Source organism: Aliivibrio wodanis, from assembly GCF_052920805.1.
Window position 1 is genome coordinate 1249470 of the sequence record NZ_JBREXA010000001.1, and the last position, 22690, is coordinate 1272159.

A 22690-nucleotide genomic window follows, 5' to 3' on the forward strand; every position below is an offset into this window, starting at 1 on the left:
TACAAAAACAGTAAAATAATTGAAGAAACTTCTTTACAATTTTTAGCACTGAGGTATTATTCATCTCGCTCTGTTGCTCAGAGTTGTTTAATGAACATCAAGTAAAGTAAGCCTTAGTATTTCTTCGTAATGTTGTTATTCTCAGTCTTTCCCTTAGCTTTGTCGTCGCATTTAATAATTCAAGCTCTAAGCGTATCGCATTATGCGATTTTTTATGAATTTATATATATATAAGGGACATTACATGTCTAAAACAACTGGTATCGTTAAATGGTTTAACGAAGAGAAAGGTTTCGGTTTTATCACTCAAGATAACGGCGGCGCTGACGTATTCGTACATTTCCGTGCTATCGCTTCAGAGGGTTTCAAAACTCTTGCTGAAGGCCAAAAAGTTTCTTTTGAAGTTGAGCAAGGCCAAAAAGGCCCTCAAGCTGCTAACGTTGTAGCTGCTTAATTTCAAATAAGTTGCGTAGATGATATTCAGTATCATCTGCGCTACTTTTAAATGCTTTATTAATACTCGATTTAGTTCTACTTTGTAAGATATCAACATTTCAAACATCTGCTCCTGTTTTGTACTTGTCAAAAAATCTCTTAGTTACTTCTACCATCTTAGTTTTAATCCAATCATTTTTCTGTAACACAAATCTATTACTCTATTTTAATAATTTTTAGCCTCGCTGTATCTTTATATCTGGTCGAAAATTAATAAAAACTCTAATTTATAAAAACCCAAAGGTATTTAATGAACGTAAATTTTACTATTTTTAAAAATAATGTTTCGTGGGACGCGCTAATTCATCAACTAAACAGTGATGTTTTATTACGTAACATACTAATGAAAGGCGAGTTAGACTCGTTTGATATTGATTTTTCATACTGTGAAGAGACAGGTAAAGGAAGTATTACCGATAGCAATAATCAACCTATTGGTGATTTTTTAATTTCGTTTTAATTGGTGTCACGCTTTTTAAACATCATTACTATTGGCTTCCCTCAAGAAAGCATCAGCCATATTATTCTCTACAAATCTATTAATGGTCCCCAATAAAATTTACTAAGTACGTATGGTTCACGTACAAGGTAATCATAAGCTATTGAAACTATCCATATAATTTAAAAATAATAATGGGTTTATTTTATTGATAGCTTTATCATATACATCCAACTTTCTCTTTTTATCCCAATGTAATTAATTAGATGATTTAGGCAACTATTTGGCTAATAACTTACGAATATTGATATAATGTTACCTTCCTCATAAATTTCACGTAAAAACATGCAGTACTTTTAAATATTCGTGATCTTGATCCTCGCAAAGAACTCAACTCTACTATAGATTGAATAGGTCATTAAGAATTATGACAGCAGCTCAAAGATGAGCGAGAGATTAAAGGAAGTATCTTATGAAAAGAACAAGAAAAGCCCAGTTGCAACGTGCACGAATTCAATATTGGAAAGACACTGCAAAAGACACGGCTAAAAAGTGGTAAAAATAGAAAACTCCTGATAATCAGGAGTTTTTTGGTTTTAGGGCTTTGCAAAACATTAAGACACTGCTGAAATACCCACGCTCGATATAATAAACCTTTCTTTTATTCTTCAGACAACAACGCATTTATTTTATCCATACAATAAGTAACGTGAGAGGCTAATCGACCTTCTTCTACTGCTGTTCTTGAACCATATAGCGTAATTGGTTCGAGATAATTTAATCCTGTATCTTGAGCCATTTTTTCAATAGGCATCAATAAGGTTTTCAGGATTGACTCTTGGCTGTCATCTGGTTGATAAGCCGAAAGCGAACTGCCTGTACTTGTCATGCATAATAATGTTTTACCGTGAAGCTTATTGCCTTTAGATCCATAAGCAAACCCATATTCTAAAACGCAATCTTGCCATTCTTTTAATAAAGATGGGCTAGAGTACCAATAGATTGGGAATACAAACACGATAATGTCATGACAAAGCAGCAACTCTTTTTCTTTCTCAACATCAATCTGGAAATTTGGATAAGCTTGGTACAAGTTATGTATTGTGATTTGTTTATGCTTAGATAAGGCTTCTACCAACGTTCGGTTAATCGTGGAGCTTTCAATTAAAGGGTGTGCAAGTAAGACTAAAATACGTTTCATTCTGTTCTCATTTTGTGATGAAAAAGCTAGCCATGTTCATTGTAATAACTAGTGAACATGACTATAAGGGCTGTTAATACGGTTGATTAGTGCGTCATTTGTGTTGCTAATGCAAAGCGATTCCAAGCGTTAATCATGATCACTTGCATCATTGTTTGTGCTAGTTGTTCTTCACCCAGAACATCTAAAGCTTCTTGATAGACTGTATCTGAAACACCATCATGAGCGATTAGTGTCATGTCATCTGTTAATGCTAATACAGCACGTTCTGTGGCGTTGAATAGTGGTGACTCTTTCCATGCAGCAAGAGCGAAAAGCTTTTGAGATTCAACTCCTACTTTTTCTGCTTCTGGTACATGCATTTGAATACAATAAGCACACTTGTTGATCATGGAAGCACGGATCTTAATTAGCTCTTTTAATTCAGCAGATAACGTCACGTTAGCTAGGTAAGATTCAATAGAAAGCATTGCATTTAGAGCTTTTGGTTGGACTTTTGCAATATCAATACGTGTAGTCATAATTAATCTCTCTTTATGTTTTTTGTTAGCGCTTTATTGCGATGTGTGTATTGTGCATAATTCGATAAAGGGAGAGAATAGGCATTAAAACTGAAGTAATTTTGCATAAAACGCAAAGGTGATGGTGTGTTAGATTTAATCCGAATATTTGATCAGGTGGTAGAGTCTGGTAGCTTTTCTCAAGCTGGCCATGCGTTACATATGGCTCCATCATCGGTTGCGAGAAATATCGATAACCTTGAAAATAAAGTGCAGACGACATTATTTAAAAGAAGTACACGCCAGTTAATTTTGACTGAAGAAGGGCTTTATTTTCATCAACAATCAATTAAGTTGCTGCAAGACAGTGATAAGTTATTGAGTGAAATGAAGGGGCATAATGAAGCAGGGCAACCGCATGAGTGGTTAAATTTTAACCTCTGAGAAAAAACCTGCCGTTAAAACAGATTCAAGCATTGAAGTATTCATCATGCATCGCTTTTGTTTACCCACGATACTCAGTTTTGTGGGCTCAGCTCTGAGCATGTTCAAGCTCATGTGTCGTAAGCAGGAAAGGTTTTCGGCACCATTATCTTTGAATATAGAGCAAGCATCTTCATTCATGCTGACATCGAGTACCCAGTGCATTGATTCGATCCCCCAATGCTCTCTGACCGCCACTGCTGCTTGCTCTGCACTTAATTCTTTTGAGCTAATGTAATAACGATATTCTAGACTGGGCTGTTTTCCTTTAATGGCACGAAAGCTTTCAATCATGATGATACTTTTTAAGCCTTTCCAACGAGAAAAGTTACCTTCTAGAGCTGTACTTGGTAATACATAACTTTGACGTGATTCAATACGGCCATGACCTTGCTCAAGGTTAATGAGTTTGTTTACTGTAGAGCGTTGATTTGAAAATGCTTTTTCAACAGATTTGCGTAGCGAGCCTTGATTGTTTTTTACTGCTAATAAGTAGTCTGCGCCCTTATCTATTATGACTTTGGCTATTGCCGTTTGGCATGCCATGGCATCAATAGTCACTAATGCGCCTTTAATATCAAGCATCTTAATAAGCTCTGGAATAGCTGTTATTTCATTACTTTTTTGCTCTGTTTTTAACTGCCCTAAAACCAATTTGTTTGAAGAGGCGTAAGCACTCACCATATGGATAGTACTTGAGCGGTCGTCTCGATCATAAGAGCCACGAAGTGTCTTGCCATCAATAGCAACGACTTGGCCTTGAGTTAAAGAATGCACTGAAGACATCCAAGAGACGAAGCATTGATGAAATTGCTCTGGTTCAATATTTGAAACAATCCTAGCAATCGTATCATCGACAGGAATGTCATTTAAAAACATACCATTACGTTCAAACCAAGCGTGATGACCAAGAATGTATTCTCTAATATCAAACCAGCCTTTTGCTCCTGCAATAACAGCACACATTGAGCCGAATAGAACTTCAAAAAGGCAATAGGTTACTTTTGCACCTTGTCTTTGGTCTGTTATTTCATGAAAGTGTTCTTTAAAATGGTCAATGTGCATCGAATTCTCCTCGTTAAAGGAGGTATATGATCACAGGTAAATCTGATCGTCAAATCGATCGTTTAATTGATTAAAAAACATTCGTGATCTTGCCCTGCATAATGAAGAGCCTGAAGGTATGTTACGTATCTCTGTGTTTGAAAGCTTCGGTAATTTAGTGTTAGCGCCTTTAATTCCTGAGTTTTTAGCTTTATATCCAAAAGTACAGATAGAGTTAGAGCTTGATAACAACTTGGTGGATCTTCATAGTGAAAATGTTGATATAGCGATACGTATTGGTACTCCTCAAGACAGCTGTTTGAAAGCACGTAAGTTAATGGAAAATAATACATCTTTAGTGGCTTCCCCTGATTACCTAGCGAGTCATGAGACAATTGAGAAGCCGGATGATTTGGTTCATCATAATTGCTTGCTCATTACTCATGAAAGGCAGAGAAACCACTGGTATTTTAAAAAGGGAAATGTAGCGAAAAAGACCTCAGTCTCAGGAAATTTAATCTCAAAAGGAGGCTCACCACTATTGAATGCGGCACTAAAAGGGACAGGAGTACTGCTGCTCTCTGATTGGATGACTGCGGACTACATTGAAAGTGGTCTATTAATCCCAGTATTGCCTAAGTGGGCAGTAACTCATGGTGAAAATGGCAGTGGTGAAATTTTTGCGATTTACAAAAACGCTCAATATCCCAAGCCATATATTCGTGCATTTTTAGATTTTGTCATTGCGAAAATGAAAAACAGCTAGTAGAACTTATGCCAGTGTTTCTTTAAGCTTTTCAATAAGAGTTTGATATCTCTTTGGTAAATCCCTATTTCTCTTTTGTACTAAAAATAAGCTCTCTAAAACCGGAGCTGTTGGTCGATGTATATGTAAATCTTGTTTATAAGGAAAGGCATCAATCGCACTTTGTGGAAGAACCGTAAATCCAATCCCTTGTGCAATAGGCAATAGAATCTGGCTTAGTTGATTAATGTAGCTAGTTACTGGGATTTCATGAATATTGCTTTTTTCTAAGGCCTTATCTTGGCAAAAATCAAAATAAAGTGAAAGATAATGCTCTGCATCGGGGTGTTTTATTAATCCTAATGCCAGTAAGGCGTCCCAAGTTATGGCTGTGTTTTTATGGTGTTTTGGTAACACTAAGCAGAGTGGCTCTTTACTAATTTCTTCACTACGAAATAGATTTGGTGTTGGTTGATGAGTTACGATCCCAATATCAATTTGTCCGCGCTGGATCTCATCTAATATTTTACTATTTGGTGCAACCTCAACATGGGTCACTAGATCGGGATGGCTTTTTTGTAGGCTGATGAATTCTGGGTATAGAGATAAAGCTAGCGCCCCTGAGCAAGCGAATTTACATAATCCTTTATGTGGGTCATCAAAACTTAACGCTTCAACTAGGTTAGCTGCATCGCGTCGCTGCTGGTGTGCATAATTGTATACTAGGCGACCTTGCTCTGTGAGCTCGACGCTTTTCCCCTCTCGTTTTAACAAATCATACCCGCACGCCAGTTCTAGTTTTTTAATGTGCTGACTGACCCCTGGCTGAGTCATAAAGAGTTTTTCTGCCGTATGGGTAAAATGGCCGATATCAACCAAAGTAAAAAAGGTATTGAGCCAAAGAGGATTAAGCATAAATCACCAAGAAAAATGAACCTGAAAACAGATAACAAAAGATTATTAGATTAAGAGTAATTGATAATTTCTTGTTTGATAAGAGGGCGGAGCGATTTATTTCGTCTGTGAGATGATGACTTTTGCTTTTAGGTGATTTAACCTCAACTCGGAATAATCTAAGCCATTCAGTACTGTTTCTTTAGCGCCTAACTACGTTAAAATCAATGCAATAGGCAAGCTATTGACTTATGATTTTGCCTTGTTACGCATCTAAATTAACATTACTGACTTATTGGTTTAATTTAAGTGTATGAAAAATATATTCTCGACTTTCTTATCCCGAGTTGAGGTTAATTACACTCGCCGAAAATAGTTAAGAGGAATATAAAATGGACTGTCCAAGTTGTGAAGAATATATCGGTTGGGAATGGGTTGAAGAGGAAGCCATTGAGCCCAATGAGATTTTTGAGTGTCCCGAGTGTAGTGACTCTTTACGTTATTACATAGATGAAGGGACTTATTTAGGTCCTCAGCATAAAACAGTGGAAGTGGTGAGTTAAGCACCACTTCTACCATTTAGAACGATTTCTATGAAAGTTTAAATGTAGCTACTTTTTCACTTAAATTAACCGCTTGTTCTTTGAGTGAATGAGATTGAGCTAGACTATCTGTTGAATCGATAACAAGTAGATCTGTCACGTCTTTAATAGATGTTATATTTTGAGTTATCTCACCAGTAACGTGAGTTTGCTCCTCTGCCGCTGTTGCTATTTGGGTGGCCATATCGCTGATTAGTGTTACTGATGAGCTTATCTCCTCTAGCGCTAAGGTTGCACGATCAGCATCTTCTACTGAGTTATTGGCTAACTCAGAGCTGCTTTGCATCAAGTTTACTGCGCGGCTTGTGGTTTGTTGTAGAGTATCAATCGTTGATTTTATTTCTTCTGTTGAAGTATGAGTGCGTTGAGATAAAACACGCACTTCATCGGCAACAACAGCAAAGCCACGACCTTGCTCTCCTGCACGTGCTGCTTCAATTGCTGCATTTAATGCTAAAAGGTTAGTTTGTTCAGCAATGCCTTGAATTGTTGCCAGCACCGTATTGATTTCTTGAGAATGTTGCTGAAGCTCACTAATTACTGCGCTTGCTTCATTTACTTCATTTGCTAGGCTGTTAATTGATGCTTTTGTGTCTACAACCAAAGAGTGTCCTTTTTCAGTGCTGCTTGAAGAATTTTGCGCTGCCTCTGCAGTTTGTTCAGCATGAGAAGCGATCTCACGGGTTGCAGATGCCATTTCAGTAACAGCAGTTGCCACCATTGTAATTTCTTGCTGTTGTAAATTTAGCTCTTTCACTGAGTTATTTGCACGGTTTGTACTTTGCTCTGAGCCTTCAGTAAGCTGCTGTGATTGCAAACGAATATGTTGAATAAGTAGCTGTAAACTTTCAACGAAGGTATTGAAATTATCTGCCAGTTCGCCCACTTCATCTTTATTTTCTACATAAATACGCTGTGTTAAATCACCGCTACCATTAGCGATTTGAGCTAAAGCTTGAGAAACGTTATTTAGTGGACGGAATAAAATATTACACAATAAATTGAATAAGAAAGTACATATTATTACGACAAGAGCTGTGACTAAGATTTGACCAGATACCGCATCAAATAGAGGTGCAACTAAAGAGTCATAATTAATTACACTAACGGTAGTCAAACTTGTGCCATCAATTTTTTGAGCATAAAGAATATATTTCTCACCATCTAGTTCAATAGAGATATCAGAATTACGATTCGCAGCCTGTTGAATTGTTGAGTAGTTTAGCCCTAATGTTGAAACTGATTTATTGAGAAGTTCTGTATTTGGATGAGTGAAAACATTACCCTGCTCATTGGCAATAAACATAAAGCCTTCACCAGGAATAATCACTTTTTCCATACTATTTAAAATATCGGTGATTTCAACATCTGCACCTAATACCACTTGTTGTCCATGTAAATTTATCGCTTTACCGAGTGATACGACATTAGCACCTGTCGCTGCGGCAACCGTTGGGTTGTCCATGAATACTTTTGAAGGAGCAGCAACTGCGTTTGTGTACCAGCCCCATTTTCTAGGGTCATCATTACCTGGTGGGAGGGTTACACCATTTGCATTAGCTTGAGATCCATTTGGATAAGCAAGGAAGACATTATCAAATTTAGCAGAATCACGAACTTGTTCTAAATGGGTTACAATTGCATTTTTATTGGTATCCTTAGATAAAGAAGTAAGAGCTCGTTCTTTCGATAATATCCAATCTGTAACATATTGATTGTACGAAGCTGTGGTGCTTTCTAAGCGTTGCTCTACTTCAATATCTAATCGTTCTAACGAAGCATTAAAAGATAGAGCTTCAACCAATACTCCCCCAAGTATAATTGCAGCACTAGCTGATATAGCGAGTTTATTTTTAAGCGATAAATTTTTTAGCATAATAGTTCTTCACATTGTTAAATGTTGTAATAAATGATCATTTACGAGTTATATTTACTCATTTAGTCATAATAATTTTTAGGTTCGAAATAAATTATTACATAAACAAGGCATTGAAGATAATATTTAAAGTTAAATAAGTATGCACTTTTCAGTGTGTTGTTCTATATATTGTGACTTTTTATTCATCTGTGTGGTGTCTTTTATTAACAACATGATAGAGTAGCATCGTTTATTTTCCCTACATAAATAGGATATGTCATTGAATACGTCATATAAATACACCATCGCAGGTTGTACTGCCATTTTATTGTGGAGCATGATTGTTGGTTTGCTTCGTAATGTGACTGAGCAATTAGGGCCTATTGGTGGTGCTGCAATGATCTATAGTGTTGGATCACTATTTTTGGTCATTGTTATGGGATTGCCCAAGTTACGAATTTTTTCTTTACGTTATTTACTGATTGGCGGCGTTTTATTTATCAGTTATGAAATGTGTTTATCATTAGCTCTTGGTATGGCAAATAGCCGAAATCAAGCGATAGAAATGAGTATTATTAATTATTTATGGCCTTCATTAACGGTATTATTTTCAGTACTTGCAAGTAATAAACCAGTAAACAAAATTATCTATCCTTCCATTTTATTATCATTTTTTGGTGTTGCTTGGACTTTAAGTGGAGACAGTGGATTATCTATCACACAACTTTTAAATAACGCAGAAAGTAATCCAGTTAGTTACTCTTTAGCATTAATTGGTGCATTTTTGTGGGCAATTTATTGTAATATAACCAAAAAGCTTGCCAATGGTAAAAATGCCATCACTTGGTTTTTTATCGGAACCGCTATAGTACTTTGGTGCAAATATACAATAAGTAATGAAAGCGCAATCGTGATGACAAGTAATGCGACTATTGATCTACTTTTAGCTGGTATTATTATGGGAAGCGGTTATGCGTTATGGAATATAGGTATTATTGGTGGGAACATGGTATTACTAGCGACATTTTCATATTTCACACCAGTATTATCTACATTTTTTTCGGCTTGGATTTTAGACATTGAATTAACAAACCAATTTTGGCAAGGGGTTATGATGGTGACAATAGCATCACTATTGTGTTGGTGGTTTACCAAAGAAAACGTTGATGTTAAATAGTCGATAACAAGGACAATTTATGAAGTTAGAACCTAATTTTTCGAACCAGGCAATCGATGCGTTTATCAAAATCAGTGCGCTTGCTGTATTGGTCTTATGGTGCTTGTCGATTTTAAAACCATTCTTATTGCTTATGGTGTGGGGTGGCATTATTGCGACCGCCTTGTACCCAATAGTGGAATTTTTTCATAAAAAGACTTCGCTGAGTGAAAGTAAGATAAGTATCGCCTTAAGTATGATTGGTGTTTTATTGCTATTGGTTCCATTGGTGGCATTGTCTACGGGAATTTACACTAGTGGTACTGAACTATTTTTAGGTTACCAAGATGGAACAATAGCGATCCCTAAACCAAAAGCCAGTATGCAAGAGTGGCCAATAATTGGAAGTGAAGCCTATTCTTTTATGTCACAGGCTTCCTCTAATCTTGAAAGTTTGCTTTTTAAATACAGTGCAGAGGTGCGAACAATTGCAACTAAAGCTGCTTCACTTGTTGGCTCTTTAGGTGGTGGTTTTATTCAGTTTATTGTATCAACTATTATTGCTGGTATTTTTATGTCTCATGCTGCTAAGTGTGAACAAGCCTGTATTTTAGTTTCAAATCGGTTAACGGGAGCTCATGGTGAAGCATTAACTAAGTTGTCGACGAAAACGATAAGAAGTGTAGTTTTAGGTGTTATAGGGGTTGCTGTAATACAAACTACGTTAGCAGGGTTGGGAATGGCTGTAATTGGTATTCCTGCTCCAGCTTTGGGGCCATTGATTTTTTTAGTGCTTGTTTTTGCGATTATTCAATTGCCTCCAATTTTTGTACTGTTACCCGTCATTTTTTATGTTTTCAGTGTTGATACCACAACTCCTGCGGTTTTATTTTCTATTTGGTGTGTCTTAGTGAGTAGTAGTGATGCCTTTTTAAAGCCAATATTATTAAGTCGAGGTTCTCATATACCAATGATTGTTATCTTACTTGGTGCATTAGGCGGTATGGCGATGTCCGGCATTGTTGGTTTGTTTGTAGGGGCTGTAATATTGAGTTTAACCTATCAATTATTCACGGTATGGTTGAATAATGAGGCAGAAGAAAGTTCAGATTCTATTGAAAATTAACCTCCTTTAATTTAATAATTTGTTCTAGATCGCGATTTATTAATTCATTGTGTATCGAGTCGTAATAAATGATATTTTTAATATGTAAGAACTATTATGACTTGATATAGTCAAATACAGAGCTTTGGATTAAAGGAATTAAGGTAATGGCGAACATTGTGATGTTGCATGGATTGTATATGCATGGGGTGGTAATGAAACCACTGGCTTCTCGGTTAAGGAAAAAAGGGCATACAGTACAAGTCATTACTTACAATTCCTTACGGATTAATGAGTCATTACTTTTTAAACGGATCCATAATTGTTTGTCTATTTCTCAAAAAAATGTTGTTGTAGGGCACAGCTTAGGTGGCATTTTAGGTGTGCATTTTGTTAATTCTCATCAAGACCTTAATACGCCAATCAATGCTGTCGTCACTATTGGATCACCGCTCCAAGGTTCTTCTATTGCAAAAGAACTTAAAAATATGAAATTGGGTTTTATTTTAGGAAGCTCAAAAGAGCAAGGCTTGGTAGATGTAAATCAATTGACAACTGATTGCCCTGTGGGTTCTATTGCAGGAACACTACCTATTGGTATTCGCTCTCCGATTATAAGAGACAAACAGCCCTCAGATGGCACAGTAACAGTAGAAGAGACACTGTTACCTGAACTAAGTGATCACCTGTGTTTAAAACATTCTCATACAAGCTTACTCTATGCGAATGAAACCGCAAATCAAGTTGATTACTTTATCGAGCATCATAAGTTTAATAGAGAAGATGAAAAGGTTAGAGGGCATTATAGGGCAGATAATCCATCATCTGCCAATGAAGCTCTTAGGTTGTAATGTATTTATTGTTTAATCTTGTTCTTGATCTTCAAGTTGGCGCTCTTTACGTAAGCGCGCCTCTTCCATTACTGCATTAATTTCCGCCATTAAGCCATCAACGTCAGCATCTTTTCCATCATCAATAAATACACCAGTAAGTTTGGTATTTGGTGTCAGTTCGCCTATTTCATACAGCGCCCACATTTCTTTAGCGTATTCGGTGCCAAGTAATTCAGGTGCGTATTGACCATAGTAAGTCGTCATGTTGTTCACATCACGCTCAAGCATCCATTTTGCATTGTTGTTTGCAGAGGCATCGACAGCTTGAGGTAAATCGATGATAACAGGGCCTAGATGATCAACTAATACATTAAATTCAGATAAATCGCCATGCACGATACCTACACATAACATACGAGTTACGTATTGAATCATTAAATCATGATCACGTAATGCTTGTTCTTTTGTTAAGGTGATGTCATTTAAACGAGGGGCTACAGAGCCTTCATCGTTTGTCACTAATTCCATTAAGAGAACACCATCAAAGCAGCCATAAGGCGTCGGTACACGAACGTCAGCTTCAGATAGCTTGTATAGCGCATCAATCTCTGCGTTTTGCCATACCTTTTCTTGCTCGTCACGGCCAAATTTAGAGCCTTTTTCCATTGCACGAGCACGACGGCTGTTTTTTACCTTTCGACCTTCACGATACGCTACAGCTTGTTTAAAGCTGCGCTGTTCAATCTCTTTGTAAACTTTGGCACACTGAATGTTATCACCACTACGAACAATGTAGACCGAGGCTTCTTTACCGCTCATTAATTGGGTTAGAACTTCATCTATTAAACCATCTTCAACTAGTGGTAGTAATCTGTTTGGTATTTTCATTGCACCTCATATGAGCGTAGATAAACGTCGTAAATCGTGACGTATTTTTGAACTATACATTAAAATTTAAAGGGCATTATGCCTATATTCTGCTTTCTCACAAGTTTTGAAGGGTAGTTATTTTTATCATAGGTTACAGTGAGAGCATTATTTCTTTTCGTTTAGATATAATTTATAGACTATAGAGTGGCTTTAACACAAGTTCTGGTATGACTTTTTGAGATGTTTTACTCTGTTTAAAAAATAAAGACCAAGTTATCGAATAACTTGGTCTTAGTGTGTAGATAATAATTCTTATATGTTAAGTCTTATTGAACCGCAGGGCAGCCTTTTACTTCTTGACCACTGCTGAGGTAAATCAATTTACCATCAGTCGGTGCGTAATCAGCTGCTGTTACTTGCGGGTTATTAACAAAGAATTCTCTAAGTACTGATGCGTCTGTTATTTGTGTTGATTCAACATCAATGATTGGATAGTCATCGCCACCCGCAGCACTAAAACTGATCACAGAGAAAGTATATGTATCCTGTAAATCAAATCCTCTACCGTTAATATCACGAATAGTCACGTCGCTTAGATCACAATCAACGGTTAAACTGATATTATCCAGTTGAGCATAAGCACCAGAACCCGCAGTTTTTGTCGCGACAACATCCAGGTACTCTTTAACTTCTTGACCTGTCATTGTTGCTTTAGTTACAAAGTTACCAAACGGTTGCACTGTTAACACATCACGATAAGCTACATCACCTGGTTGAATCGAATCACGTACACCTCCTGAGTTCATCACACCAAAGTCGGCATTAACAAGGTTATAAGTGCGATATGCATGACCTAAAAGGTGACCAAGGTTAGTTTGCTCTGAACGAACGACACTACGGTCACCAACAAGGACGTCATCAGTATGTGAGATCACCACATCTAGTAGTTCTTGACCTTCTTGTTGGTATGGTAAAAGAATAGATTTAACCGTAGCGTCTGGTTTTATTTCTGATTGAATGTATTGGTAGTCACCATTTTCGTCTTTTTCTTTAAGATTTACGGGTACTAAATCGTATTTTGCTAAATGAAGTTTACCATCATAGAATTCGAAATCTGCACGACCAACGTATTTGCCCCACTCATGTGCCTGCATGATATAAGTTCCATTTTGTTGATCAGGTTTACACGCATCGCCAGGGTTAAAGTCTGCGTATTCATTACCTTCCATACATACAGGGTTTTGAGAGTGTCCACCAATAATTGCGTTTAATTGCCCCTCTTCTAGAGAGCGAGCTAATAGCACATCACCGGGAGCTTCACTACCATGTTGTCCATTAGCATAATGACCCATGTGGGTTGTTGCAAAAATTAAATCAACGTTTTCATTTTCTTTGATTTCAGTAATGACTTTTTCAATTTCAATTTGAGGATCTGCAAAATGGATAGTTGATACATTGTCAGGATTAACCAGTTTCGCAGTGTCTTTTGTGGTTAAGCCAATCACTGCAACTTTCAATCCATTAATCGTAAATACTTTATATGGGTCAAATAGGCGCTCTTCAGTTACATTACCATCTGTATCTTTTACATAAATATTTGCAGCAAGCATTGGGAAATCAGCTAGCTCAGATTGCTTCTCAAGTACATCTAATGCATTATCGAATTCGTGATTGCCAAGAGCCATTGCGTCATAGCCCAAAAGATTCATACCAACAAAGTCTGGCACAGCATCCTGCATATCTGATTCTGGAACACCTGTATTAATATCACCACCAGATAATAAAATGGATTCGCCACCATTCTCTTTTACTTCAGCACGGATTTGGTCAATAAGTGTTTTTCGAGCAGCCATGCCGTACTCGCCCTTACTATTTTCCCAAAATCTGCCGTGATTATCGTTAGTATGAAGAACAGTAAACTTAGTACATGAATCAGCAGTCTCACAAGTTGTAGGAGAATCGTTGCTATCTGAGCCACAGCCAGCCATTGCTAAACTGACTGAAAGTACGAGTAGTGATTTAGAAATGTTCATAAAGAGCCTTATTTTGATAGATTGATAACAATAATGCGCTCAATATACTGAAACATTTATAAACTTTTGTGACGTGAGGTGGATTTGTACTTTAGTCGCGTTGATTTATTCTTATCTTGTGATTTATGCAGTGAAATCAACATTTTTAGTGTTTAGTTAATCATTAAGTCATACGATTATAGAAAAAGAAAAAAGGTGATATTAACGTATTGTTTTAATTTTTACTTAACACCAAATAATTCATCTGATGAATATCTCGTTAAAGTAAGTTGAATGAAGACAAAATAAATATTCCCAATGTACATGTAACTAATGATGCCACTGTTGTTTGAGCTATTATATTTGCAGCCAGTGTTGAATTCCCCCCCATTGCTCTTGCCATTACATAACTAGCGGCGGCTGTAGGAGCTGCACTCATAAAGAATAAAAGACCTAAATCTAGCCCCCTAAAGCCTAACAACATACCTCCAAGGGTAATAAATATTGGACTTAATATAAGTTTATAACTTGTTGCAAACCAGGTAGGTCTTTGATTTTCTCTCATCGAATTGAGATCTAATGAGCCACCTGCACATAGTAGGGCAAGAGGTAGTGTCATGTTTGCAAAATATTGCCCCGCTTGAGTTACCATATCTGGAATCGGAATAGAGAGAAGTGAGCACACAACACCTAATATTATAGAGATGATTAATGGGTTTTTAGTGAGAGTTTTAACTATTACACCAAAGGCTTGCTTCTCGCTATGCTTTTCTTTTGGTGTTAACGCGATGACAGCTTGAATGTTGTAGAGGACAGTTGTCGCAGCTACATAAATAGCAGCAAGAGCTACGCCTGAATCGCCATACGCATTAGCAACATAAGCAAGTGCAATGATGGCTGTATTTGCACGGAATCCACCCTGAATAATCACACCATGGTCTTGCTTGTTTTTAAAGATAAACTTAGTTGAAAAAACTGTGAATAAAAAAAAGAGAAAGTTTGCGATTAATCCGTAAATAATTAGACGGCTACTGGATGAAAAATCATGTTCAGCATTTACGATACTCAAAAATAACATAGCAGGTAAGGTTACTTGGAATACTAGCTTTGAAGCGACTTCAATAAAATTATCGTTAATTAAATGAATGCGTTTAAGGGCGACACCTAGAAAAAGCATTAAGCAAATCGGCCCAGTGATTGATGCTGAAAACCACAGTTGAGTGATAAAATTATCCATGCTTTCTCTTTATGCGTAAGTTAAGAATGGTTTTATTTTACACAGAATTAATCAACTTGCAGTATGGTAATTAAGGTGTATGTATCTTTGATTGGATAAATAAAAAAAGCCTCTTTTGAAATTGAAGTGACCCCGTTAAGTTGGACATTTTAGTTAAGCGGCTTGTAAGGCCTGGTTTCGATATTCTATCGGAGTCAGGCCTTTTAGTTTTACCTTAATCCGCTTCGTATTGTAATACTCGATATATTCTTCGATCTTTTCTATTAACTCATCTGCATCCTTGAAGATGTATCCATGATACATTTCAGTTTTAAGTAAACCAAAGAAATTTTCAGCTACTGCATTATCTAAGCAGTTTCCTTTTCTAGACATACTTTGTTGAAGCCTATGCTTTACAAGTTCCTGTTGATAAGTCTTATGTCGATATTGCCAACCTTGATCACTGTGTAAAATTGGCTTCGAGCCCTTACTTAGTTTGCCTATTGCTTCTTTAAGCATATCCGTGACTAGCGGTAAACGTGCATTCTTTGTCACTTTATAAGCGATAACTTCTTGATTGAATAAATCAACCACTGGCGATAGGTAAACTTTTTGTCCGTTAACTTTAAATTCTGTTACATCGGTTACCCATTTCTCATCTGGTTTCGTAGCACTAAAATCCCTTTCAAGTACATTTGGGACTGATTTACCCACCTCTCCTCGATAAGAACGATATTTTTTGGGTCTTACTATAGATTTTAGGTTTAGTTGCGCCATCAGCCTTTGTACTGTTTTATGATTCAGCTCTACACCTTTTCTTCGCATAGCTAAATGGATCCGTCGATAGCCATAACGTCCTTTATGTTCATGGTAGATAGACTCAATCATCTCTAACTCATGCTCATAAGTATCAGGCCTTCTACTTATTTGAGCCTGATAATAGAAGACACTTTTTGCCAAACTGGTGATACGAAGTAAATATTTTAAAGGGTAATTAGCTTTGAGAGCTAAAACAATTAACGCTTTTTCTTTGTTTGTTGGCGTTTTTTCTGTTTCAGCTCTTCGAACTTTTTTAGAACAGCATTCTCTGTTCGTAAATAACTTAACTCTTCTCTTAGCTCTTCAATGGTCATTTCGTCATCTGATTTTTGTGTAGTATTGGATAATGATTTCATTGAAGGCCTTCCTATATTGCTATTCTTGAGTCCCTTAAACCCCGCTTCATTATATGTTTTAAGCCAGACTGATAGCGTGCCAGGGGAGGATAAGTTTAATACTGCACTAGTGTGAGTGAGAGACCAACTGTTAGTCCACATTAATTTCAATGCTTGTAATTTTGTTTTGGCATTATCGGCATGTGTAGTTGGTAAAAATGAGTTTTTACCATGGATAGAAAATACTTGAGTCCAATATCGTATCTGACGAGCAGATATCGAATATTCTTTAGATAATTGAATTGATGTACGACTAACTAAGCACTGCTTAGCAATAATTAGTTTTAGCTCACGACTATATTTGGACATAAAAAAGACCCTCAGTAATTGGTTGTCCAATTATTGGGGGTCAGTTCAAATAGAGGCTTTTATTTGCTATTGGAGCAACAAGCTCAAGCTACTTAAATTTTTGCAATACTTTCAAGTTGCAATACTGGTGCGGCATCGATATCTTCAGCGTTCATCATAGAAGATACTCGTTGCATTGATGATAACAGTAAGCTCTGCTCCCATGATTCTAACTTATGGAATTTGTTCACGAAGTTATCTTGCAAAGAGAGAGGAGCATTGTTGAGTAATTCAGTTCCTTTCTCTGTCAAATTAGCATGTACTTTTCGTCGATCAGATTCGCTACGAATACGTTGAACGTAGCCGTTATGTTCTAAGCGATCAATAATAGTTGTCGTTGTCGCTTGGCTTACATTTGTGTGATTTGACAGCTCTTTGATCGTTACATTATGCATACTTTGAATCGCACGCATTAAAATAAGTTGAGGACCGGTTAATCCATATTCTTTGTTCAGTTTTTTCGATTGTAAATCGATAGCTCGAATTATCTGACGAATAGCGACCAAAACTTCTTCATGTTTATCCACGTAACAGACCTTTGTATAAATGCAAAATTGAATGGTTTACAACGTTGTTGATTTCCGCATTGTACTGATGTTGGTACTATTCTCAATCTTTTCTAGTCTTGCTTGCTTATAGAGTGTCATTTTTTCTTTCAATTAATAACTCGGATTGGTCTTGATTATAAAGTGATGAGAGCTATCATCACTTTATGATTAGTGCGCCGAGCATGGCGTTGTTCTAGGAGGTGAAAGTCCTCTACGGGCTCAGTCGAACGAGAACCGTTAGCCTATGCAAGGGTGTTCACCGTGAGGTGAAATCTGAAGGAAGCAAATGGCAAAACATGGTGGTGACGAACAGAAATCTGATAGTAGGCTGTGACAACTTGGGTAACCTAGCTATAGATAGAATAACCCTATGTTTCGACGAGAAGTGTGTCGCAGTAAATCAGGCATGACCATGGGAAAGAACAGCGTCTTACCTCGGGAGATCTTAGCCTTTGTCTCAAAGAGACTAGAGCGGCAGTGATGTCACTCGACGGAAGTTAAGAAGTCAGCCGACGGCATAGTACTTTAAACCAGTACAGTTTAAAGGAAGGCCTGAACCGAATATATCAAGAAGCAGCCGCTAAACACTCAAATACGTGGAGTAACAGCAACGATGAAACCCATCACTCTGTCCCAGTTGGTAAAACCGCAAGTAGCACTGACGGTGACAAAGCGTAACAAACGTATCTGGCGTAGAAAGAAAGGCGAGTCTTGGTGAATACCTCTCAACTACTAGAGCGCATTAGCGCTCCAACTAATTTGAACGCAGCATTACGCCGAGTGAAGAGTAATAAAGGGTGTGCGGGAGTTGATAGACTCAGCATCGAAGCGACCATTAATAAACTCAAGCAAGGCGATAATGGACAACAATTGCGTCAATCCTTATTAGAAGGTAGTTATCAACCTCAACCAGTCTTGGGTGTTGAGATCCCGAAAGCTAAAGGTGGTGTCAGGCAGTTGGGAATACCAACGGTTCTAGATCGAATAGTTCAACAAGCTATCACGATAGTGTTAACAGAAGTTTATGAGCCAAAATTCTCGAAGAGTAGTTTTGGTTTTAGGCCAATGCGTAGCGCTCATAATGCCTTAGCGACAGCGAGTCAATACATCAGAGAAGGAAGAGGATACGTTGTAGATATAGATCTAGAAAAGTATTTCGATACCGTTAATCACGATAGATTGATGCATCGTTTAGCAGAAGATATTGAAGATAAACGAGTTTTGAAGTTAATTAGGTCATATTTACAAAGTGGACTGATGCGAAATGGGATAATAGAGTGTAGACAAAGAGGAACCCCACAAGGTGGTCCTCTGTCACCTTTACTATCTAATATAGTATTAGATGAGCTAGATAAAGAGCTAGAACGTAGAGGGCATAAGTTCTGTCGATATGCAGACGATTGCCAAATCTATGTGAGTAGTCAGGAAGCTGCAGAGAGAGTCAAAGACTCGATCACCGTATTCTTAGAGCATAAACTGAAACTCAAGGTTAACCGAGAGAAAAGTGCGGCGACAAGAATAACGGAGCGCAGTTATCTAAGCCACAGTTTTAGTTACTCAGGTCAGATCCGTCTATCAAAAGAGGCGAAAGCAAGAATGAAAAAGCGGGTCAGAGAGATAACGAAACGAAATCGAGGAAGAGAGTTAAAGGCAATAATAAAAGAATTAACTCAATATCTTAGAGGATGGCAACACTACTTTAAATTGGCTTTAAAACCGAGTGTAATGGGAACTCTAGACAGTTGGATAAGACGCCGACTTCGGAGCTACCGCCTGAAGCAGAGAAAGCGAAAATACAGCATAGCGATGTGGCTACGCCAAGAGGGTGTAAGCGAGCGAAATGCTTGGAAATTAGCGATGTCAGATAAAGGTTGGTGGAGACTCTCAAGAACACCTCAAGTGAATCATGCACTTCCAAACGTAAAACTGATGGAGATGGGATTATACTCATTATTGGATGGGTATAAGGCACTGAAAATGTATTCGGAACCGCCGTATGCGACCCACGCTTGTACGGTGGTGTGAGAGGACGGAGGCCGCGAGGCCTCCTCCTACTCGATTGTATTACGCTGCACTATTTAGCTGAAAATCACCAATAAGCGCATTATAGAATTCGCTGTTATCCAAAATCCCGACTAATTGATTATGTTCAACCAGTAAAATAGGGTGATTGCTTCGCTGTTTTAGCTTTATTGCATCACGCATACTAATCTCTGGATTTGCGATAACCAGTGTTGAGTGATTGATCGAAGACAAATCTGTCGTTGATTCATTCCATTCAATTAAAGTTAGCGTTGGTTGGTCTTCAATATTCAATTTACCTTGGCGCTGATTTACCCAAAGATCTTTAGCGTCACAAATTTTCCAACAGTTATTTTCTTGTTTAAGTGAGTCTAAAGGCTGCATTAATGAACGACCTTTTAATACATTCAATGGATTAGTATGAGCGACAAAATCTTTCACGTATTCTGTTTTTGGGTTAAGCACGATGTCTTCTGGTTTTCCATGCTGAATTAGCTTGCCTGACTCCATGATCGCAATGTTATTGCCAATTTTTAACGCTTCATCTAAATCATGGCTAACAAACAAAATGGTTTTATTCAGTTTAGTTTGTAATAAAAGGAGTTCATCTTGAAGTTGAGCTCGAATGAGGGGATCAAGCGCCGAGAAGGGTTCATCCATTAATAGAATGTCCGTATCCATCGTAAATGCACGAGCTAAGCCTACACGTTGTTGCATACCGCCTGAAAGCTCATGAGGGTATTTTGTTTCCCATTCTGCAAGGCCAACCATTTCAATTTGTTCACGAGCTCTTTCTCTGCGTTCATTTTTTGCGATGCCTTGCATTTCTAAACCAAAAGCAACGTTATCTAGCACGGTAAGCCATGGCATTAACGCAAAGTTTTGGAAGACCATAGACACACGCTGAGTACGTAAATGGCGTAAGGTTTCTTCATCACACAGAGCGACATCAACAAGTTTGTCGCCATTCTTAATCATTAGCTCACCGCGGCTTACTTCATTTAATCCGTTAACGGCGCGAAGCAGACTTGATTTACCCGAACCCGATAATCCCATTAGAACGCAAATCTCGCCTTCTTTAACTGAAAGAGAGACATTATCAACACCGACAACTTGGCCTATCTCGTCGATAATTTCTTGGCGAGTTTTCCCTTGGTCTAATAATTCCAATGCTTGTTTAGTTTTTTTTCCAAACACCACGTCGAGGTTTTTTATAGTAATGGCATCCATGATTATACTTCCTTCTGATTCGGTGCTTTACATAAGCGATCAAGAATAATAGCGACAAGAACAATGGCTAATCCAGCTTCAAAACCTTGTGAGATATTTACGGTGTTAAGTGCTCGAACAACAGGTTTACCTAAGCCATCAGCACCAACAAGTGCGGCAATAACCACCATTGATAATGACAACATTATACATTGGGTGATGCCGGCCATAATGCTTGGTAGTGCCGCAGGTAATTCTACTTTGAGTAATAATTTCATGCGGCTTGCACCAAATGCTTTGCCTGCTTCAATTAACTCTCCCGGCACTTTTGTTACACCAAGATACGTAAGACGAATAGGGGCGGCGATAGCAAAGATAATGGTTGAGATTAATCCTGGCACAATGCCTAAACCGAATAAAACGAGAGTTGGGATCAAGTAAACAAAAGTTGGTACGGTTTGCATTAAATCAAGAATTGGCCTTAATACGGTATAAAGCCAAGGTCGGTGTGCAGCCATGATCCCAATGGGTACGCCAATTAATACGGAAATCGTTGTCGCTGCAAAAACAAGGACAAAGGTTTCCAGCATTTCTTGCCAATAACCGAGGTTTAGAATCGTCAATAATGCAGCGACGACAAAAATAACTAATGATGGTTTTCTGTGTAAATACCACGCAATGGCAGCGGTCATAAGAATAGGAAGCGCAGGTGGCATCCATTTAAATACATCGACTAAAAAGAGAATGATAGTTTCTAGAAAAAATGAAATGGCATCAAAAAAACCAGCGGCATTGATAGTTAACCAGTCAACGCCTGTTTCCATCCATTGCCCAACAGGGATTTTGTGCTCTGTAATAAAATTCACAATATTTCCTTAAATGACTGGTGGGCCGAAACCCACCATTATTGATTACGCTTTAATTTGTTTTAGGTATTCTGTAACCGCTTTTGTGGCCGAATCACCCTGTAGAGAGGTAACGTTTTCAAGCCATGCTTTTACTTGTTCCGGATTTTTCGTTAACCATTGTTGAGCCGCTTTTTCTGGCTGTACTTTCTGGTTTAGGATGGCTTCCATAAGTTCGTTTTCCATTTCTAGTGTGAACTCTAGATTTTGAAGAAGTTGGCCGACGTTTTTACACTCTGAAAGGTAGTTAGAACGAACATTGGTATAAACACTTGCTCCGCCATAATTGGCACCAAAGAAGTCGTCACCGCCTGATAGATATTCCATTTCAACATTGCTGTTCATTGGATGCGGCGCCCAACCTAAATAAACAATCCATTGACTACGGCGCACTGAACGAGAAACTTGCGACACCATTCCGGCTTCACTTGATTCAACAACACTGAAGTCTTTAAGACCAAAGGCATCAGCATCAATCATGGATTGGATAATACGGTTACCATCGTTACCCGGCTCAATTCCGTAGATACGGTCTTTGAATTTATCTGCATGTTTTGCAAGATCAGCAAAGCTTGTAACACCCGCGTCGTAGACATATTTTGGTACAGCAAGTGTGTATTTAGCGCCTTCTAAATTGGCTCGGACGGTTTCTACTGTGCCGGCTTCACGGTATTTAGCGATATCACCTTCCATCGTTGGCATCCAGTTACCTAAGAATACATCGATGTCACCATTCGCCATTGAAGAGTAAGTAACGGGTACAGAAAGAAGATCTGTTTTGGTTTTATAGCCCATACCTTTAAGTAATTCAGAGGTGACCGCGGTTGTTGCTGTGATATCTGTCCAACCAACATCTGCAAAACGTACGGTTTCACATTGATTGGCATACACGTTAAAAGCAAATGAGCTGATGGCTAATGTGGCAAGTGTCTTTTTTGTAAGTGACATAATAATTCCTTGTAATGATTCCTTTCGCCATTGGTTAGAACGG

Annotated in this window: 19 protein-coding genes and 4 pseudogenes; 9 read left to right on the forward strand and 14 right to left on the reverse strand. The window is 37.9% G+C overall.

Annotated features, from left to right (window positions below):
* Positions 1-244 precede the first annotated feature (244 nt).
* Positions 245-454, forward strand: a complete 210-nt coding sequence (gene cspE / locus ACU5DF_RS05680; protein WP_012552262.1) for a transcription antiterminator/RNA stability regulator CspE — start codon at positions 245-247, stop codon at positions 452-454.
* 291 nt (positions 455-745) lie between these two features.
* Positions 746-955 (forward strand): hypothetical protein, encoded by a 210-nt coding sequence (locus ACU5DF_RS05685; RefSeq protein ID WP_446712133.1) that lies wholly within the window; start codon positions 746-748, stop codon positions 953-955.
* A 640-nt stretch (positions 956-1595) separates the two neighbouring features.
* On the opposite strand, the pseudogene ACU5DF_RS05690 reads toward ACU5DF_RS05685, so the two are convergent.
* Both ACU5DF_RS05690 and ACU5DF_RS05695 read right to left on the reverse strand, forming a co-directional pair.
* Positions 1596-2141, reverse strand: a pseudogene (locus ACU5DF_RS05690) (NAD(P)H-dependent oxidoreductase); the annotation flags it as partial.
* Between the two features lie 80 nt (positions 2142-2221).
* A complete protein-coding gene (locus tag ACU5DF_RS05695; RefSeq protein ID WP_446712134.1) occupies positions 2222-2656 on the reverse strand; it encodes a carboxymuconolactone decarboxylase family protein in 435 nt (144 codons plus the stop codon).
* Between the two features lie 126 nt (positions 2657-2782).
* Between ACU5DF_RS05695 and ACU5DF_RS05700 the strand changes: the two are divergent.
* Positions 2783-3037: pseudogene (locus tag ACU5DF_RS05700) on the forward strand (LysR family transcriptional regulator); the annotation flags it as partial.
* Between the two features lie 24 nt (positions 3038-3061).
* Here the strand turns inward: ACU5DF_RS05700 and ACU5DF_RS05705 are convergent.
* A complete protein-coding gene (locus ACU5DF_RS05705) occupies positions 3062-4183 on the reverse strand; it encodes an ISAs1 family transposase (protein ID WP_446711344.1) in 1122 nt (373 codons plus the stop codon).
* 109 nt (positions 4184-4292) lie between these two features.
* Here ACU5DF_RS05705 and ACU5DF_RS05710 point away from each other — a divergent pair.
* Positions 4293-4928 (forward strand): annotated as a pseudogene (locus tag ACU5DF_RS05710) (substrate binding domain-containing protein); the annotation flags it as partial.
* Between the two features lie 6 nt (positions 4929-4934).
* Here ACU5DF_RS05710 and ACU5DF_RS05715 read toward each other — a convergent pair.
* The gene (locus tag ACU5DF_RS05715) at positions 4935-5822 is read right to left on the reverse strand and encodes a LysR family transcriptional regulator (RefSeq protein ID WP_446712135.1); all 888 of its coding nucleotides are present in this window, start codon (positions 5820-5822) and stop codon (positions 4935-4937) included.
* Between the two features lie 371 nt (positions 5823-6193).
* Between ACU5DF_RS05715 and ACU5DF_RS05720 the strand changes: the two genes are divergently transcribed.
* Positions 6194-6364 (forward strand): hypothetical protein, encoded by a 171-nt coding sequence (locus tag ACU5DF_RS05720; protein WP_446712136.1) that lies wholly within the window; start codon positions 6194-6196, stop codon positions 6362-6364.
* Between the two features lie 28 nt (positions 6365-6392).
* Here ACU5DF_RS05720 and ACU5DF_RS05725 read toward each other — a convergent pair whose 3' ends face one another.
* Positions 6393-8279 (reverse strand): methyl-accepting chemotaxis protein, encoded by a 1887-nt coding sequence (locus tag ACU5DF_RS05725; protein WP_446712137.1) that lies wholly within the window; start codon positions 8277-8279, stop codon positions 6393-6395.
* Positions 8280-8541: 262 nt separating this feature from the next.
* Here ACU5DF_RS05725 and yddG point away from each other — a divergent pair, with 262 nt between their 5' ends.
* The 3 genes from yddG to ACU5DF_RS05740 all read left to right on the forward strand — a co-directional run bounded on the left by yddG (position 8542) and on the right by ACU5DF_RS05740 (position 11373).
* Complete coding sequence (gene yddG, locus ACU5DF_RS05730) at positions 8542-9438, forward strand: aromatic amino acid DMT transporter YddG (RefSeq protein ID WP_446712138.1); 897 nt, start codon at positions 8542-8544, stop codon at positions 9436-9438.
* Between the two features lie 19 nt (positions 9439-9457).
* Complete coding sequence (locus ACU5DF_RS05735) at positions 9458-10543, forward strand: AI-2E family transporter (RefSeq protein ID WP_045104429.1); 1086 nt, start codon at positions 9458-9460, stop codon at positions 10541-10543.
* Positions 10544-10689: 146 nt separating this feature from the next.
* On the forward strand, positions 10690-11373 hold the full coding sequence (locus ACU5DF_RS05740; protein ID WP_045104428.1) for an esterase/lipase family protein: 684 nt from the start codon (positions 10690-10692) through the stop codon (positions 11371-11373).
* 12 nt (positions 11374-11385) lie between these two features.
* Here ACU5DF_RS05740 and ACU5DF_RS05745 read toward each other — a convergent pair whose 3' ends face one another.
* From ACU5DF_RS05745 to ACU5DF_RS05770, 6 genes and pseudogenes are all read right to left on the reverse strand, one after another.
* Positions 11386-12243, reverse strand: coding sequence for a PA4780 family RIO1-like protein kinase (locus ACU5DF_RS05745; protein ID WP_045104427.1), 858 nt, complete (start codon positions 12241-12243; stop codon positions 11386-11388).
* A gap of 308 nt (positions 12244-12551) precedes the next feature.
* Entirely contained in the window at positions 12552-14258 is a 1707-nt protein-coding gene (gene ushA / locus ACU5DF_RS05750; protein WP_446712139.1) for a bifunctional UDP-sugar hydrolase/5'-nucleotidase UshA, read from the reverse strand.
* Between the two features lie 259 nt (positions 14259-14517).
* A complete protein-coding gene (locus ACU5DF_RS05755) occupies positions 14518-15474 on the reverse strand; it encodes an AEC family transporter (RefSeq protein ID WP_446712140.1) in 957 nt (318 codons plus the stop codon).
* A 153-nt stretch (positions 15475-15627) separates the two neighbouring features.
* Positions 15628-16506 (reverse strand): annotated as a pseudogene (locus tag ACU5DF_RS05760) (IS3 family transposase); the annotation flags it as partial.
* Positions 16470-16976: a helix-turn-helix domain-containing protein gene (locus ACU5DF_RS05765; protein WP_446711711.1), complete on the reverse strand. Its 507-nt coding sequence runs from the start codon at positions 16974-16976 to the stop codon at positions 16470-16472. The gene ACU5DF_RS05765 and the pseudogene ACU5DF_RS05760, both read right to left, overlap by 37 nt.
* Before the next feature lie 92 nt (positions 16977-17068).
* Positions 17069-17542, reverse strand: coding sequence for a MarR family winged helix-turn-helix transcriptional regulator (locus ACU5DF_RS05770; protein WP_045104425.1), 474 nt, complete (start codon positions 17540-17542; stop codon positions 17069-17071).
* Positions 17543-18277: 735 nt separating this feature from the next.
* On the opposite strand from ACU5DF_RS05770, the gene ltrA reads away from it, so the two are divergent.
* A complete protein-coding gene (gene ltrA / locus ACU5DF_RS05775; RefSeq protein WP_446711496.1) occupies positions 18278-19588 on the forward strand; it encodes a group II intron reverse transcriptase/maturase in 1311 nt (436 codons plus the stop codon).
* Between the two features lie 39 nt (positions 19589-19627).
* On the opposite strand, the gene choV is transcribed toward ltrA, so the two are convergent.
* From choV to ACU5DF_RS05790, 3 genes are read right to left on the reverse strand one after another with little or no spacing between them, the layout of a single operon-like run.
* The gene (gene choV / locus ACU5DF_RS05780; RefSeq protein WP_446712141.1) at positions 19628-20815 is read right to left on the reverse strand and encodes a choline ABC transporter ATP-binding protein; all 1188 of its coding nucleotides are present in this window, start codon (positions 20813-20815) and stop codon (positions 19628-19630) included.
* 2 nt (positions 20816-20817) lie between these two features.
* On the reverse strand, positions 20818-21660 hold the full coding sequence (gene choW, locus ACU5DF_RS05785) for a choline ABC transporter permease subunit (protein ID WP_065592013.1): 843 nt from the start codon (positions 21658-21660) through the stop codon (positions 20818-20820).
* Positions 21661-21705: 45 nt separating this feature from the next.
* Entirely contained in the window at positions 21706-22647 is a 942-nt protein-coding gene (locus tag ACU5DF_RS05790) for a choline ABC transporter substrate-binding protein (RefSeq protein WP_446712142.1), read from the reverse strand.
* Positions 22648-22690: the final 43 nt, after the last annotated feature.

What these genes read in the sequence shown, in the direction of transcription:
- ACU5DF_RS05695 (WP_446712134.1), bottom strand. Translation starts at nt 2,656, where the DNA reads ATGACTACACGTATTGATATTGCAAAAGTCCAACCAAAAGCTCTAAAT.
- ACU5DF_RS05720 (WP_446712136.1), top strand. Translation starts at nt 6,194, where the DNA reads ATGGACTGTCCAAGTTGTGAAGAATATATCGGTTGGGAATGGGTTGAA.
- ACU5DF_RS05735 (WP_045104429.1), top strand. Translation starts at nt 9,458, where the DNA reads ATGAAGTTAGAACCTAATTTTTCGAACCAGGCAATCGATGCGTTTATC.
- ACU5DF_RS05705 (WP_446711344.1), bottom strand. Translation starts at nt 4,183, where the DNA reads ATGCACATTGACCATTTTAAAGAACACTTTCATGAAATAACAGACCAA.
- ACU5DF_RS05790 (WP_446712142.1), bottom strand. Translation starts at nt 22,647, where the DNA reads ATGTCACTTACAAAAAAGACACTTGCCACATTAGCCATCAGCTCATTT.
- ushA (WP_446712139.1), bottom strand. Translation starts at nt 14,258, where the DNA reads ATGAACATTTCTAAATCACTACTCGTACTTTCAGTCAGTTTAGCAATG.
- ACU5DF_RS05715 (WP_446712135.1), bottom strand. Translation starts at nt 5,822, where the DNA reads ATGCTTAATCCTCTTTGGCTCAATACCTTTTTTACTTTGGTTGATATC.
- choV (WP_446712141.1), bottom strand. Translation starts at nt 20,815, where the DNA reads ATGGATGCCATTACTATAAAAAACCTCGACGTGGTGTTTGGAAAAAAA.
- ACU5DF_RS05765 (WP_446711711.1), bottom strand. Translation starts at nt 16,976, where the DNA reads ATGTCCAAATATAGTCGTGAGCTAAAACTAATTATTGCTAAGCAGTGC.
- ACU5DF_RS05685 (WP_446712133.1), top strand. Translation starts at nt 746, where the DNA reads ATGAACGTAAATTTTACTATTTTTAAAAATAATGTTTCGTGGGACGCG.
- cspE (WP_012552262.1), top strand. Translation starts at nt 245, where the DNA reads ATGTCTAAAACAACTGGTATCGTTAAATGGTTTAACGAAGAGAAAGGT.
- ACU5DF_RS05740 (WP_045104428.1), top strand. Translation starts at nt 10,690, where the DNA reads ATGGCGAACATTGTGATGTTGCATGGATTGTATATGCATGGGGTGGTA.
- ACU5DF_RS05725 (WP_446712137.1), bottom strand. Translation starts at nt 8,279, where the DNA reads ATGCTAAAAAATTTATCGCTTAAAAATAAACTCGCTATATCAGCTAGT.
- ACU5DF_RS05755 (WP_446712140.1), bottom strand. Translation starts at nt 15,474, where the DNA reads ATGGATAATTTTATCACTCAACTGTGGTTTTCAGCATCAATCACTGGG.
- ACU5DF_RS05745 (WP_045104427.1), bottom strand. Translation starts at nt 12,243, where the DNA reads ATGAAAATACCAAACAGATTACTACCACTAGTTGAAGATGGTTTAATA.